This window comes from Herbaspirillum lusitanum, from assembly GCF_046025995.1.
GTDB classification, from domain to species: domain Bacteria; phylum Pseudomonadota; class Gammaproteobacteria; order Burkholderiales; family Burkholderiaceae_D; genus Herbaspirillum; species Herbaspirillum lusitanum_A.
The window spans coordinates 564,681-579,097 of record NZ_JAQQFM010000002.1; the positions used below are offsets into that span (position 1 = coordinate 564,681).

Consider the following 14,417-nt stretch of genomic DNA (forward strand, 5'->3'; position numbering starts at 1 on the left):
CAGTCCAAGTTTTACGCCGCACCCCCACTTTTGGGTCAATTTTGAGTGCAATTTAACAGAACATCTAGGCTATCTCCTAATTTACGCCAGGCATCTGTTTTTTCTTCAGCATAATCGTGATGTAAATAATGGCGCCGTACTTTCGAGCCAGCGATAACATGGTTTTGACAACGATCAATAATGTCCAGTGGAATTCCCATTTTCTGCATCATGGTCGCCCCTGTCCGGCGTAAATCATGTGGAGTCCATGCTCCATTGACTCCGTCGCCTAATATCAAACTATTGTCATTCCGTCGATTGGCCAAGGGTTTGCTGCGATTCTTGAAGCGAGTCTGACGGTCTCCCACCTGCTTGCTGACTGACTTTACGCAAACGTGAGTTTCCTCTTTACCTTTGTTTCGAGAAGCGAACAGCCATTCGGAGCCGCCAGCGAGTTCCAGCAATTCCGTAAAATGCCGACGTGCGAATTCCGAGAGATAAACAACGTGCTCCTGTCGCCGACCCTTTACATTCGAACGAGGAATAAACCATGTTCCGGCATCCAGATCGATGTGCTCTGATCGCGCCATTAGCAATTCTCCGATGCGGCAGAGCGTTCCAAGGCAGATCCACAGCGCAAGCTGAGTTTCTCGTTTTATCGGATGGACTTGATTTCGTTTGGTGCCAATTACAGCGGACTCATACGTAGCGGTAGTGCTGGAAAAAATGTTCGCCAACTCCCGAATTTCGTTCGGTGGCAATATCCTATCGCGTTCTTCCTCGTAGTCAGCGGGGATAAGAATCTCCATGTCCACCAGGTCAATCGGATTACCGTCCGCCAATAAGCCACGCCAAGGCTGGCGTTTTTCTCCCCACCGCAACATCTGGCCAAGATCATTAAAGGCTATGATCGCTGTTCTGGTCACTCCCCGGCCGAGCAGCTTGCGAAGCATAGTGCGAATATCAGTATCAGTCAGCTTACGCAGTTCGATATGACCGACGGCCTGGAGAATGTCCTTTTCAAAATGCCGGCGTAACTCCTTGTTTTCATCCCTGCGAGCCACGCCTTCCTTTGCCCACATCTCGAATAGATCCCGTACCGTCGAATTTTTGACACGAGTTTGCTCAGCCTCTGCAAGCGTAGTTTCCACAGCCTTCTGCTTTTCAATTCGAGAAGCTTTTTTTGCAGCAGTAGGGTCAATGCCATCGGCGACGATTACGCGAAGACGATCGCGCTCGGATCGGATGTCCGCCAGACTTTTCTTTGGCCATGAACCCAGCGCGTAATCCCGCTTATCTCCCTGAAGTTTGAATTCATAACGAAACAGCACGGTTATTCCGCGCGGGCCTGAACGGACACGACCCACCAGCCCTCCATCCTCCCGAATAGTGCGGCCATCATCCTCAATAGTGAAACTCTCAAGCCCCTTGACGGTAATCTTGCTCATCCCTCTTCCCTTGAATTAATTTTTACCCCACTTTTACCCCACCAAAATGACTGGCTGGCGGTGGGTTTTAACGAACAATCCTGGACGATATATTATAACAAGTCATTGTAAATAAAGGGATTAGTGAATTCCATGATAGTCCATGAGTGTCCGGGACTATCTGCTATTTAATTGTATGGGGTGCAAGGGGTAGAGTGTTCGAATCACTCCGTCCCGACCAAAAATGAAAAGCTTAGCGATTTCGCTAGGCTTTTTTTCTTTGTGCTTTCGCACGTTCGGCGGGCAGTTCTGTCATGCCAATTTTCAAGCTTCTTCTTCTTCTTCTTCTTCTTCTTCTTCTTCTTCTTCTTCTTCTTGCATTCCATTCTTCATTCAGCGGTCAAGCGTGGGCGAGATGCTGCAGCTTTTTCGTGGCGCGTGAAGTCTTCCGGCATAAGCTGCGCGTAAGCTGGCATGATTACTATCAAGAAAAATGCGGCCGCTCGTGTCGATAATAATTTCTGCCTGAAACAGGCGCTGTGTGAATTTTCTCCATATCGAGGAGGTTCGGGCGCAGCACCAGACGGCAGGCTCTTCATCGAGCATGGCTATGGATTTCGCTTCTGCGGCGTCAAACAATAAAATTCAACCGTTGGCGGCGGAGCAGGCTTTCATTCGGGAGGAGACAAACTCATGTTCGGGAAAAAGACGGGCGAAGCTGTCGGCGTCGCAGGCTCTACGGCTGTTTTATTGAAAAGCATTGCGGCGCTGATGGCCGGTATCGGCGCTGCGGCGTTGATCTCATGGCTGGATCAGGGGCGATATGTTTCGGCGATCTGGCTCGCGGTGCTTGCGGCGGTAGTTTCAATATGCATACAGACTTTGCTGCAAGGGCGAGGCCAGGGCGCAACGCCGAATTTCGTGGATAAAGTCGCTCGAGAGATCGACCACATCATGATCGGTGCAGCCGAGACTTCCTTCTTTGTCGATACCATCAAAAGCAAGATCGGCCTTGATGTACAGGCGGCCAATAGTATTGTCGCCAGCGCCGAACAGAATGCACAGACCACCGCGCAAATTGCCGCTAACGCCGAGCGTGCCGCCAAGGTCGCGGCGGATGTGCGCAGTGAAAGCGTGGCCGGGCGCGCCGAGGTCGAACAGGGTTTGCAGCAGATCGGCAAGGCGCGCAATGACGCGCAGGCGGCCTCGCTCACGATGACGCAGTTGCAGGAAAAATCCAAGCGCATTCACGGTATTACGGAGGTGATCAGCGAAATCGCAGCGCGCACTAATCTTCTCGCTTTGAACGCTGCGATCGAAGCGGCACGTGCGGGCGAGCAGGGGCGCGGTTTTGCGGTGGTGGCAGGGGAAGTGCGGCAATTGGCGCAGCGGACCAAAGAGGCAACCGATGACATCGGCACCATGGTGCGCGGTATCAGCGAAGAGGCGGAGCGCGCTGCCGGCGGCATGCACGCCTTGAGCGGCAAGGTGCTGGAGGCATCGCAGAACGTGGAGCGCGTGCATGGCTTGCTGAGCCGCATCGAAAGCGCAGCGGGCGTATCTGAGACCGAGATTCTGGAAATTGCCAGCGCATCGCGCGGCAACGTCCAGACCACGCAGCGCATCTTTGAAGCCATTCTGACGATTCGCAATGGCATGCTGCAGACCGATCAGGAACTGCCTCGCGTAGCCGCTTCGGCGATGGCCTTGTCTGAGCGCGCGGAGGTCGTGTTCGATGCGATCGCCGAAAGTAATGCCCGCACCGAGCATGATGCAATTCGTCTGGTCGCGACCAAGGCGGCACAGCAGATCGGCAAACTGTTCGAAAGTGCAATCGCCTCCGGCGCCATCAGCGAAGTGGCGCTGTTCGACCGCAGCTATCAGGCGATTCCGAATACTTCGCCACAAAAGCATTCGACCCGTTTCGACAGTTTCACGGATCGCGTGCTGCCGCCGGTTCAGGAGGCAATACTGGCGGGGATGCCGCAACTGGCTTATGCCGGGGCGGTGGACGACAACGGCTACTTCCCGACGCACAACAAGAAATTCTCGCAGCCGCTCACCGGCAACTACGACATCGACCTGATCAACAATCGCACCAAGCGTATTTTCAGCGATCGCACCGGCAAGCGCTGCGGCGCCAATACCAAGCCATTTTTGTTGCAGACCTACAAGCGCGATACCGGCGAGGTAATGCATGACCTGTCGGTTCCTATCTATGTGAGCGGCAAGCATTGGGGCGGTTTCCGGGTGGGCTATCGATCCAGTCATGCGCCGGCCAAAGCGGCCGAGTCCGCAAGTGTCGTGAATGCCACACCCGTTTCGCTGAAGTCGCCTGCGCGTCCCGCTGCGCTTGTCCCGCCGGATCGAGGCACTCGGGACAAGGCCGCAATCCGCCACATTTCTGGTTGATTCGCTTGACCGTTTGAAGTCGCTGATAGATTATTCGACAACTACGGGGGTATCTGTCTCAGGCAGTTCAGGCAACATCAGAGGCAGTAAAATTAAAAGGAATCGACTTGAAAACGACACAGCCAGTCAAAGCGGATTCCGTAAAAGAGTTTGATTTCACTGCCAAGGATTTCGAACGCGTTCGCGGCTTGATTTATCAGCGGGCCGGCATTGCGCTGGCCGACAGCAAGCAGGAAATGGTCTACAGCCGTCTGGCGCGACGCTTGCGCGCCACCGGCATCAATTCCTTTGTGCAATATCTCGACTTGCTCGAGCGCGGCCAGGATAGTGAAGAGTGGGAGGCATTCACCAATGCCCTGACCACCAATCTGACCTCCTTCTTCCGCGAAGCGCATCACTTCCCCATTCTCGCCGACTTTCTAAAAACCTTAAAAGAGCCCGCTTCCATATGGTGTTCTGCGAGTTCAACCGGCGAGGAACCCTATACCATTGCCATGACTGCGTGCGAGGCCTATGGCTCGCTGACCCCGCCGGTGCAGATTATCGCTACCGATATTGATACCAACGTATTGGCTACAGCGGCCAACGGCGTGTATCCGATGGAACGTATCGAGAAGATGTCGCCGGAACGCGTGAAGCGTTTTTTCCTGAAAGGGAAGGGTAATCACGAAGGTTACGTGCGGGTGCGGCCTGAGTTGCGCAAGCTGGTGACATTCCGTCAACTGAATTTGTTGGCGGACGGCTGGGGCTTGAGCGGTCAGTTCGACGTGATCTTCTGTCGTAACGTAATGATTTATTTCGACAAGCCGACGCAGAGCAAGATTCTGTCGAAGTTTGTGCCATTGATGAAGCCGCATGCCTTGCTGTTTGCCGGACATTCCGAGAACTTCCTGTACGTCTCGGATGCACTCAAACTGAAAGGTAAAACGGTCTACGAACTGAATGCAGTGCAGCGCACTGCAAGGACCAAACCATGAGCCAACAGGCCCCTGAGCAGTTCGCGACCAATTTCTATTACGATCGAACTTTCGATTGCGATGCCGCGAAGATCCTGCCGGGCGAATACTATTTTACGCACAAGGACATGATGATCGTGACGGTGCTGGGGTCCTGCGTCTCGGCCTGTATCCGTGATCGCGTCAGCGGCATCGGCGGCATGAATCATTTCATGCTGCCCGATGGCGGTGGCGACGACAACAGCCCGGTCTCGGCATCTGCGCGCTACGGCACATATGCGATGGAAATCCTGATCAATGATGTGCTGAAGGCGGGCGCGCGGCGCGAAAATCTGGAAGCCAAGGTCTTTGGCGGCGGCAATGTGCTGCGTGGATTTATCGCCATCAACGTCGGCGAGCGCAATGCCCAGTTCGTGCGCGAATATCTTAAAGCGGAGTCGATTCGCGTCGTGGCGGAAGATCTGAACGACATCTATCCGCGCAAAGTGTATTTCTTTCCCAGAACTGGCAAAGTGCTGGTCAAAAAACTAAAACAATTGCACAACAATACCTTGGTCAGTCGCGAACGCGATTACGCCAGCCGTCTGGTGACCAAGCCGGTGGGCGGCGAAGTCGATCTGTTCTGAGGCCTCGGCCGCGCAGGCGGAATTCAGTGGTGTGCACAGCGTGTAGGATGTATTGCTATGAAAATCAAAGTACTTATTGTTGACGACTCGGCGCTGATTCGCAGTGTCATGCGTGAAATTATCGGCAGCCAGCCGGACATGGAAGTGGTCGGCGTGGCGCCTGACCCCATCATTGCCCGCGAGTTGATCAAGCAGACCAATCCGGATGTATTGACGCTGGACGTTGAAATGCCGCGCATGGACGGCCTCGATTTCCTGGAAAAATTGATGCGCCTGCGGCCGATGCCGGTCGTGATGGTGTCCTCGCTGACGGAACGCGGCTCGGAAATTACCCTGCGCGCGCTGGAACTGGGCGCGGTCGATTTCGTCACCAAGCCGAAAATTTCCATCCAGAGCGGCATGCAGGAATACACGGACATGATTGCGGACAAGATTCGCGCCGCGTCCAAGGCCAGTATCCGCCCGCGCCGCGCGGCGCCTGCTGATGCCGCCAAGAGTGGTGACGGCGTGCTGCCGCAGATCCGCAATCCGCTCACCAGTAGTGAAAAGCTGATCATCATCGGCGCATCTACCGGCGGTACCGAGGCGATCAAGGAATTCCTGATCCGCATGCCGTCGGATTGCCCCGGCATTCTGATCACTCAGCATATGCCTGAAGGCTTTACGCGTTCGTTTGCGCAGCGCCTCGACAATCTCTGCAAGATTTCGGTGAAAGAGGCGGCGGGCAATGAGCGTGTGTTGCCCGGCCATGCTTACATTGCTCCCGGCCATTCGCATCTCAAGTTGGTGCGCAGCGGCGCCAATTACATGACCCAGCTGGATCAGGGGCCGCCAGTGAACCGTCATCGGCCGTCGGTGGATGTGCTGTTTAACTCCGCCGCAACCTGTGCCGGCAAGAATGCGGTGGGCGTGATCCTGACCGGCATGGGCAAGGACGGCGCGTTGGGCATGCTGGAGATGAGAACCGCCGGCGCCTACAATTTTGCGCAGGATGAAGCATCGTGTGTGGTGTTCGGCATGCCACGCGAAGCGATCGCGGTCGGTGCTGCACACGAAGTACTTGCTCTGCAGGCCATGCCGGGCCGGGTTCTTGCTTACCTGGCAGAGCATGGCAGCCGGGCTTTGCGCGTGTAAAATGCGCGTACATTGCAGGGAGTGCAGCGAAAATGCGGCATTCTTGCAGTAAAATTTTTATGGCGGGCTTAAGTTTCGGCAAGAGGTTGCCGATAATCACAAAAATCGTTTGAACAATGGAGTCTAGTCATGGCAGGCCCGAATACAAAATTTTTAGTCGTTGACGACTTCTCCACGATGCGCCGCATCGTGCGCAATCTGCTCAAGGAACTGGGCTACACCAACGTCGATGAGGCGGAAGACGGTGTGCAGGCGCTGCAAAAACTGCGTAGCGACCAGTTCGATTTCGTCGTGTCCGACTGGAACATGCCGAACATGGACGGTCTGACCATGCTGCAGGAAATCCGCAAGGATCCGGCTTTGTCCAAGCTGCCTGTGCTGATGGTCACGGCGGAAGCCAAGAAGGAAAACATCGTGGCGGCAGCTCAGGCCGGCGCCAACGGTTACGTTGTCAAGCCTTTCACTGCGGCAACGCTGGATGAAAAGCTGGGCAAGATCTTCGAAAAGCTGGATGCCGGAGGCTAAGGTGGGCGCCAGCTCCGACAACTCGCCGGTGGACGGCGCGCGCGAAGCCGCGGGGAACCACGACGAGTTCCTGGTCCGTATCGGGCACATGACGCGCAATCTGCATGACAGCTTGCGCGGCCTGGGCTTTGATCGCTTGCTTGAAAAGGCGGCCAGCGACATGCCGGATGCACGCGACCGCCTTGAATATGTGGCGCGCATGACGGAGCAGGCTGCACAGCGCGTGCTGAACGCCACCGAGCAGGCCAGTCCTTTGCAGGACAAGATTGCCGATGGCGCCAGCGAGTTGACCGAGCAGTGGACTGCCGTCGAGCAGAAGCCATTCGCGGAGGCCGATTACCGCGCGCTTGCCGGTAAGACGCTTGCCTATCTGGCAACGGCGCGTGAAAACAGCAGCGTCACCAAGCAGCAGCTGATGGACATCATGATGGCGCAGGATTTTCAGGATCTGACAGGGCAGGTGATAAAGCGTGTCACCGAACTGGCGCACGATCTTGAAAGCCAGTTGGTGCAGTTGCTGGTGGATTATTCGCCGACGGAAACCAAGCGTGAAGACACCGGCTTGCTGAACGGTCCTCAAATCGATCCGACCGGCAAGGACGTTATTGCCAATCAGGGTCAGGTTGACGATTTGCTGGAAAGCCTGGGCTTCTGATGCGCCGATCCGGTACGCCACTAGTGTGGCGAGCCGGTGACGTTGTCAGAATTTCAGTCGAAATTTGCCGGATGCGGTCTTGATTCCGGCGGTTGACGCATCGCTGCAAGCGTCGCGTCAAAATAAAAGAATGCTGCAGTGCCATATGGGTTTGGCGGCAATCCTGCGCTGAATCTCTCCCCGAGCAATCTCCCAAGGCAGACTCCGCCTCATTTCCCTAGTCCGAAATGCGGGGCGTTTTCGCCCTTATTCCCTTGATGATTCCCATGCTGTCTCGCCAATAATCCCGTCTGACCATCCTCGAAATCCGTCTGTAATGTGGGGGTGGCAATAAGGCGGGGGTGTCGGCAATGGCCGAAGATAGCGACATGGAACGGACCGAACCAGCCACGGGCAAACGCATCGAGCGTGCCCGTGAGCAGGGTGATGTGCCACGTTCGCGTGAAATGTCGACCTGTCTGATGCTGTTGATTGGCGGCAGCACCATCTGGGCCTTCAGCGGCCCTCTGGTGACCAGCCTTGATCGTGTGATGGTCGCCACGCTGACGCTGGAACGCGCTCAGATGTTCGACCCGGAACTGTTGTTCGCCATGTACCGCGCTCATTTCATGGAAGTGGCGGTCGCCATCATTCCTATCGGATTCATGATGACGCTGGCAGCCGTCGCATCGCCGCTGATCCTCGGTGGCTGGCTGTTCAACGTTGATTCCCTGGCACCCAAATTCAGCAAGCTGAACCCGATCAACGGCATCGGGAACATGTTTTCGGTCAACTCCATGGTCGAGCTGCTGAAGGCTGTCGTCAAAACTCTGCTGGTCGGCACCGTGGCCTGGCTGGTCATCAAAAGCCAGATGGATTCGGTGATGGGGCTGGGCGTCGAGTCGCTCAAGACCAGCGCCAGCCATAGCGCGCATCTGCTGTGGACCAGCTTCATCGTGATGGTGTCGGCGCTGATCATCATCGCAATCATCGATGTGCCTTACCAGATCTGGAACTACGGCCGCAAGCTGCGCATGACGCGCGAAGAGGTCAAGCAAGAGCACAAGGAAGCCGACGGCGACCCGCACATCAAGGCCAAGATTCGCGCCATGCAGCGTTCGATGGCGCGTCGCCGCATGATGGCTGAGGTACCGACCGCCGACGTGGTGGTGACCAACCCGACGCACTACGCCGTGGCGCTGAAATACACCGAGGGCTCGATGAGTGCGCCGAAGGTGATCGCCAAGGGCTCCGACGAAGTCGCCGCCAAGATCCGCGAAATCGCCCGCGAAAACCGCATCCCGATTCTGGAGGCGCCGCCGCTGGCGCGTGCGTTGCACACTCATACCGAAATCGGCGACGAAATTCCGGAGGCGCTGTACACCGCAGTGGCGGAAGTGCTGGCCTACATCTTCCAGCTGCGCACCTACAGCACCGGCGCCGGCGACCGTCCTAACGAGCCGCGCGATCTGGAAGTACCGAAAGAACTTGATCCTCTGACTGCCACCAAGTCAAAGACAAAAAAACGTAGGACATTGCATTAACGATGGCAAATCTCAGCACAATGAAGATCCCGGCATGGATGCCGCTCAAGCACGGTAAAGCACTGGCCGCGCCGATTCTGATCGTCATGATGCTGGCGATGATGGTGCTGCCATTGCCGGCTTTTGCTCTGGACATCCTGTTCAGCTTCAATATCTCGCTGTCGATCATCGTGCTGATGACGGCGCTGTACACCGTCAAGCCGCTCGATTTCATCGCCTTCCCGGCGGTGCTGCTGGTCAGCACCATGCTGCGTCTGTCACTCAACGTGGCCTCCACCCGCGTGGTGTTGACCGAAGGTCACACCGGTCCGGATGCGGCGGGTAAAGTGATTGAGGCTTTCGGCCACTTTCTGATCGGCGGCAACTACACCGTCGGTATTGTGGTGTTCGTGATTCTGACCATCATCAACTTCATGGTGGTGACCAAGGGCGCCGGCCGTATCGCTGAAGTGGGCGCGCGTTTTACCCTGGACGCGATGCCCGGTAAACAAATGGCGATCGATGCCGACCTGAACGCCGGCATGATCGGTGAGCCGGAAGCTCGCCAGCGTCGTAAAGAAGTGGCGCAAGAGGCCGAGTTCTACGGCGCCATGGACGGTGCCAGTAAATATGTGCGCGGCGATGCCGTGGCAGGCATCATCGTGACGGTGGTCAACATCGTCGGCGGTCTGGTGGTCGGTATGGTGCAGCATGATCTGGCCTTCGACGCCGCCTTGAAAAACTACACGCTGCTGGCTATCGGTGACGGCCTGGTGGCGCAGATTCCATCGCTGATCATTTCGACCGCAGCCGGTGTGGTGGTCTCGCGCGTGGCCAATGATCAAGACGTCGGCGGCCAGCTGATCAATCAATTGTTCGCCAAGCCCGAGGTGCTCTATATCACCGCCGTGATCATCGGCGCGATGGGCATGATTCCGGGGATGCCGCACGTTGCATTCCTTATGCTGGCTGCCTTGATGGGGGGCGCGGCTTACGCCATCAACAAGCGTATTGCTAAGATCAAGCAAGAAGTTGAGGCGCCGTCGCAGAGCGCTGCCGTCGGCGGCGCAGCACCCACGCAAGAGGTTGAGGAAGCCAGTTGGCAAGACATCATGCCGGTTGATACCCTGGGTCTGGAAGTCGGCTACCGCCTTATCCCGCTGGTGGATAAAGGCCAGGGCGGCGAGCTGCTCAAACGCATCAAGGGCATTCGCAAAAAGTTTGCGCAAGAAGTCGGTTTCCTGTCGCCGCCGGTGCACATTCGCGACAACCTTGAGCTCAAACCTTCGGCTTATCGCATCACCCTCAAGGGTGTTGAGGTGGGCAAGGGCGAGGCCAATGCGGGTCAGTTCCTGGCGATCAATCCTGGCATGGTGACCGGTCCGCTGCCGGGCATGCTGACCACCGATCCGGCCTTCGGCTTGCCTGCGGTGTGGATCGACAACGCGATGCGCGAACAGGCGCAAACCATGGGATACACCGTGGTCGATGCCGGTACCGTGGTGGCGACTCATCTGAATCATTTGATCACCACGCACGCAGCCGAATTGATGGGGCGTCAGGAAGTGCAAATGCTGCTGGATCACCTGGCCAAGGATGCGCCGAAACTGGTGGAAGACATGGTGCCGAAGATGCTGCCTCTGGGTACGCTGCAGAAGGTGCTGCAGAATCTGCTGAGCGAAGGTGTACACATCCGCGACATGCGCACCATTATCGAAACGCTGGCCGAACATGCGCCGCGCACACAAGAACCGAACGAACTGACCGCCATCGTGCGTATCGCACTGGGTCGCGCCATCGTTCAGCAAATCTTCCCGGGCGAAGCCGAGTTGTCGGTGATGACGCTCGACAGCAAGCTCGAACGTCTGTTGATGCAAGCGCTGCAAGCCAGCGGCGACAGCGGCGGCGGCATCGAGCCAGGTTTGGCCGATGCGCTGGTGATGCAGACCGAGCAGGCTGCGCAGCGTCAGGAACAGATGGGCTTGATCCCGGTATTACTTGTACCCGCGCCGTTGCGGGCATTGATGGCGCGCTTCTTGCGTCGTGCCATGCCTCAATTGCGGGTACTGTCTCACGCAGAAGTGCCAGATTCAAAAACGATTAAAGTTACCAGCCTAGTTGGAGGGCAAGCATGAACGTTAAGAAATTTATCGCTAACTCATCACGCGAAGCGTGGCGCCAAGTACGTGAAGCATTGGGCCCCGACGCTGTCATTCTCTCCAACCGCAACATCCCGGATGGCGTTGAAATCCTGGCGATGGCCAATGAAGACATGTCTTCGCTGGTCGCGCCCGGCGCCAGCAAGGCGGATGCTGCCGCCGCTCTGGCTGCCTTGCAGCGCCCGACGCAAAGCCCGCGCAAGCCGGCCTTGCTGTCGCCGCCTGCCACACCGCAGATGCTGCAGCCGCAGCAGCGTCCTCTGGCGCGTCAGGAAGCTGCTCCGCTGCTGGATCAGCAGCCGATCGGCAAAATCGTGGCGCGCACCGCTGAAGAAAAAACCATGGCGCCGCCTGCTGCCGATGCGCGTGTATGGCGCAGCCGCAGCAGCGCTCAGGCTGCAGGCAGCGATGCTTCCGATGGCCGCGCAAAATCTGCGCTGCCGGAATTCGACGGCAAGGACTACGACGAAATCCTGTCGGAAGTCATGACCGAAATTCGCTCGATGCGCGGTGTGCTGGAAACTCAGCTGGCCGAGATTTCCTGGGGCGGTACGCAGAAGCGCGAGCCGATCAAGGCCATGATCATGAAGGAAATGCTGGCCGCCGGTTTCAGCGCCAGCCTGTCGCGTCTGATCACCGAAAATCTGCCGCCGAATCCGAAGTCGCAGGATTGCATGTTCTGGGTCAAGTCGGTGCTGGCGCGCAATCTGTCGACCATGGCCAACGAAAACGAACTGCTGGAAAACGGTGGTGTGTTCGCATTGGTCGGTCCGACCGGTGTCGGCAAGACCACCACCACTGCCAAGCTGGCGGCGCGCTGCGTGATGCGTCACGGTTCCGGCAAGCTGGCGCTGATCACCACCGACGGTTACCGTATCGGCGGCTACGAACAGTTGCGCATCTACGGCAAGATCCTCGGAGTGATGGTGCACTCGGTGAAAGATGAAACTGATTTGCGCATTGCGCTGGAAGAATTGAAGGGCAAGCACACCGTGCTGATCGATACTGCAGGCGTGGGCCAGCGCGATCAGATGGTGGCCGAGCAGGATGCCATGTTGTCCGGCGCCGGCGTCGACATCAAGCGTCTGCTGTGCCTGAATGCAACCGCCACCGGCGGCACGCTGAACGAAGTCGTGAACGCCTACAGCAGCTCAGGCCTGGCCGGTTGCATCGTCACCAAACTGGACGAAGCGGCCACCATCGGCAACGTGCTGGACGTCGTCATCCGTCACAAGCTGAACCTGCATTACGTCGCCAATGGTCAGCGCGTGCCGGAAGATTTACATGTTGCAAATAAGTTGTATCTGGCAGACCGCGCCTTTAAACTGAAACGCGAAACAGGACCTTTCGAATTTCGTGAAGGCGAATTGCCGGTGGTCGTAGGACCGACTGCCATGGCAATGAACGACAAGAGCTTGCGGGAGGTGATTCTTGGCTAGTTATGAAATTGATCAGGCAGAAGGATTGCGTCGGATGCTTGAGCGTCCGGTGCCGCGTCTGTTCACTTTCTTCTCGGTGCTGACTGAAGAAGAAAAGAGCGCGATGCTGATCAATCTGGCTGCTTCTCTCAGTCAGTCCACCAGTAATGTTTTGCTGATCGACGGCGCCGTTTCGACCTCAGGTCTGCTGACGCGCATCGGTCTGCGCCACGATCTCGCGACGCTGCAGGAAGTCGCACGCAAGGAGCGTCATCTGCATGAAGCAATGCGTTTGTTGCCGGAAGGTTTCTCCATCGCACGCATCGCGCGCCGCAGCTTGCCATCGGCCAGTCATCATCAGGCCGGCAGTCTGGCCGAGGTGTTCGACACCATGATTGAACAAGCCGATCTCAGCCTGGTCAATGGTGTATTGAGCGATGATCAGTCTTTGCCGGTGCCGTCCATGGAAATGGGCGAAATTGTCATTCAGGTATCGGCCAGTGCTTCATCGATCAAGGCTGCCTATGTCTTGCTGAAGACGCTCAGCGACAGATTGGGACGTCGTCCCTTCAGTTTGATTGTCAATGATGCAACGGAGGCGGAAGCGCAGACCGTGTACGCCAACATGGCGCAGGCGGCCAGCCGTTATCTGGCAGCGCAATTGAATTATCTCGGTTCGATTCCTGCGGATGATCACATTCGGCGGGCGAGCGGGCAGGGGCGTGCCGTGATGGATGTATTTCCGTTCTCGAGTGCGTCGATTGCCTTCCATCGTCTGGCGAAGCGTTTCGCCGGAACGAAATTGACCAATGGCGCCTTCGGTTTGGCCACTGACGGCGCCAGTCTCGGAGTATGACGTGTCATGTATAACGTCAAGGGTAAAGCGGGTAAGAATGGTTTGCTGGAGCTGCATGCGCCGCTGGTAAAAAAGCTCGCGCATCAGATGAAGGCAAAGCTCCCGCCCAGTGTGGAGGTTGACGATCTGATCCAGGCCGGCATGATGGGTTTGCTGGATGCTGTCAATCGCTATGAGGAAACACACGGCGCCCAGTTTGAAACGTATGCGGTGCAACGTATCAGAGGCGCCATGCTGGATGAATTGCGCAGCAGCGACTGGTTGCCGCGCAGCATTCGTCAGAGCACACGCAAGATCGAAGAGGCCATGCAGTCGCTGTTGCAGCAGCTGGGCCGTCATCCGCAAGAGCTGGAGGTTGCGGAATACATGAAGCTGAGTCTGGCGGAATATCAGTCCATGCTCACTGAGTGCGGCGGGCACCAGCTGATCTATTACGAAGACTTTCATGATGAAGACGGCGGTCACGAGCATTTCCTCGATCGCTATCAGACCAGCCAGTCTGACGATCCGTTGCAGAATCTGATCAATGGCGGTTTCCGCGATGCTGTGGTCGAGTCGATCAAGGCCTTGCCTGAGCGTGAAAAAATCCTGATGGCGCTGTATTACGAGCAGGAAATGAACCTCAAGGAAATCGGTGCCGTCATGGGCGTTTCCGAATCGCGTGTCTGCCAGTTGCACAGCCAGGCAATCGCACGCATGCGCTCGACCTTGCGCGAGCAATCCTGGACCGGCGTGGTCTGATCCGGTCACTCTGGTCTCTCTTTTATT

14 protein-coding genes are annotated in these 14,417 nt (G+C 56.8%); 13 read left to right on the top strand and 1 reads right to left on the bottom strand.

Annotated features, from left to right (window positions below; genetic code table 11):
- Window positions 1-35: 35 nt before the first annotated feature.
- Complete coding sequence (locus PQR62_RS05520) at window positions 36-1,427, bottom strand: tyrosine-type recombinase/integrase (protein WP_408155593.1); 1,392 nt, start codon at window positions 1,425-1,427, stop codon at window positions 36-38.
- Between the two features lie 223 nt (window positions 1,428-1,650).
- On the opposite strand from PQR62_RS05520, the gene PQR62_RS05525 reads away from it, so the two are divergent.
- The 13 genes from PQR62_RS05525 (at window position 1,651) to PQR62_RS05585 (ending at window position 14,390) form a co-directional block, all read left to right on the top strand.
- The gene (locus tag PQR62_RS05525; protein WP_408155595.1) at window positions 1,651-1,848 is read left to right on the top strand and encodes a hypothetical protein; all 198 of its coding nucleotides are present in this window, start codon (window positions 1,651-1,653) and stop codon (window positions 1,846-1,848) included.
- 32 nt (window positions 1,849-1,880) lie between these two features.
- Window positions 1,881-2,048 (top strand): hypothetical protein, encoded by a 168-nt coding sequence (locus PQR62_RS05530; RefSeq protein ID WP_408155597.1) that lies wholly within the window; start codon window positions 1,881-1,883, stop codon window positions 2,046-2,048.
- Window positions 2,049-2,099: 51 nt separating this feature from the next.
- The gene (locus PQR62_RS05535) at window positions 2,100-3,818 is read left to right on the top strand and encodes a methyl-accepting chemotaxis protein (protein WP_408155599.1); all 1,719 of its coding nucleotides are present in this window, start codon (window positions 2,100-2,102) and stop codon (window positions 3,816-3,818) included.
- A gap of 107 nt (window positions 3,819-3,925) precedes the next feature.
- A complete protein-coding gene (locus PQR62_RS05540; RefSeq protein WP_408155601.1) occupies window positions 3,926-4,795 on the top strand; it encodes a CheR family methyltransferase in 870 nt (289 codons plus the stop codon).
- Window positions 4,792-5,400, top strand: a complete 609-nt coding sequence (cheD, locus tag PQR62_RS05545; protein ID WP_408155603.1) for a chemoreceptor glutamine deamidase CheD — start codon at window positions 4,792-4,794, stop codon at window positions 5,398-5,400. Before PQR62_RS05540 ends, cheD begins: the two co-directional genes overlap by 4 nt.
- A 57-nt stretch (window positions 5,401-5,457) precedes the next feature.
- Complete coding sequence (locus PQR62_RS05550) at window positions 5,458-6,534, top strand: protein-glutamate methylesterase/protein-glutamine glutaminase (protein ID WP_408155604.1); 1,077 nt, start codon at window positions 5,458-5,460, stop codon at window positions 6,532-6,534.
- Window positions 6,535-6,663: 129 nt separating this feature from the next.
- Window positions 6,664-7,059, top strand: a complete 396-nt coding sequence (gene cheY, locus PQR62_RS05555) for a chemotaxis response regulator CheY (RefSeq protein WP_408155606.1) — start codon at window positions 6,664-6,666, stop codon at window positions 7,057-7,059.
- The gene (cheZ, locus tag PQR62_RS05560) at window positions 7,046-7,714 is read left to right on the top strand and encodes a protein phosphatase CheZ (protein WP_408155608.1); all 669 of its coding nucleotides are present in this window, start codon (window positions 7,046-7,048) and stop codon (window positions 7,712-7,714) included. The genes cheY and cheZ overlap by 14 nt, the downstream gene beginning before the upstream one ends.
- A 350-nt stretch (window positions 7,715-8,064) precedes the next feature.
- The gene (gene flhB, locus PQR62_RS05565; protein WP_408155610.1) at window positions 8,065-9,237 is read left to right on the top strand and encodes a flagellar biosynthesis protein FlhB; all 1,173 of its coding nucleotides are present in this window, start codon (window positions 8,065-8,067) and stop codon (window positions 9,235-9,237) included.
- Window positions 9,238-9,239: 2 nt separating this feature from the next.
- A complete protein-coding gene (gene flhA, locus PQR62_RS05570; RefSeq protein WP_408155612.1) occupies window positions 9,240-11,351 on the top strand; it encodes a flagellar biosynthesis protein FlhA in 2,112 nt (703 codons plus the stop codon).
- A complete protein-coding gene (gene flhF / locus PQR62_RS05575) occupies window positions 11,348-12,814 on the top strand; it encodes a flagellar biosynthesis GTPase FlhF (protein WP_408155614.1) in 1,467 nt (488 codons plus the stop codon). The genes flhA and flhF overlap by 4 nt, the downstream gene beginning before the upstream one ends.
- A 34-nt stretch (window positions 12,815-12,848) precedes the next feature.
- Window positions 12,849-13,649, top strand: coding sequence for a MinD/ParA family ATP-binding protein (locus PQR62_RS05580; RefSeq protein WP_408155616.1), 801 nt, complete (start codon window positions 12,849-12,851; stop codon window positions 13,647-13,649).
- A gap of 6 nt (window positions 13,650-13,655) precedes the next feature.
- The gene (locus PQR62_RS05585; protein ID WP_408155618.1) at window positions 13,656-14,390 is read left to right on the top strand and encodes an RNA polymerase sigma factor FliA; all 735 of its coding nucleotides are present in this window, start codon (window positions 13,656-13,658) and stop codon (window positions 14,388-14,390) included.
- Window positions 14,391-14,417: the final 27 nt, after the last annotated feature.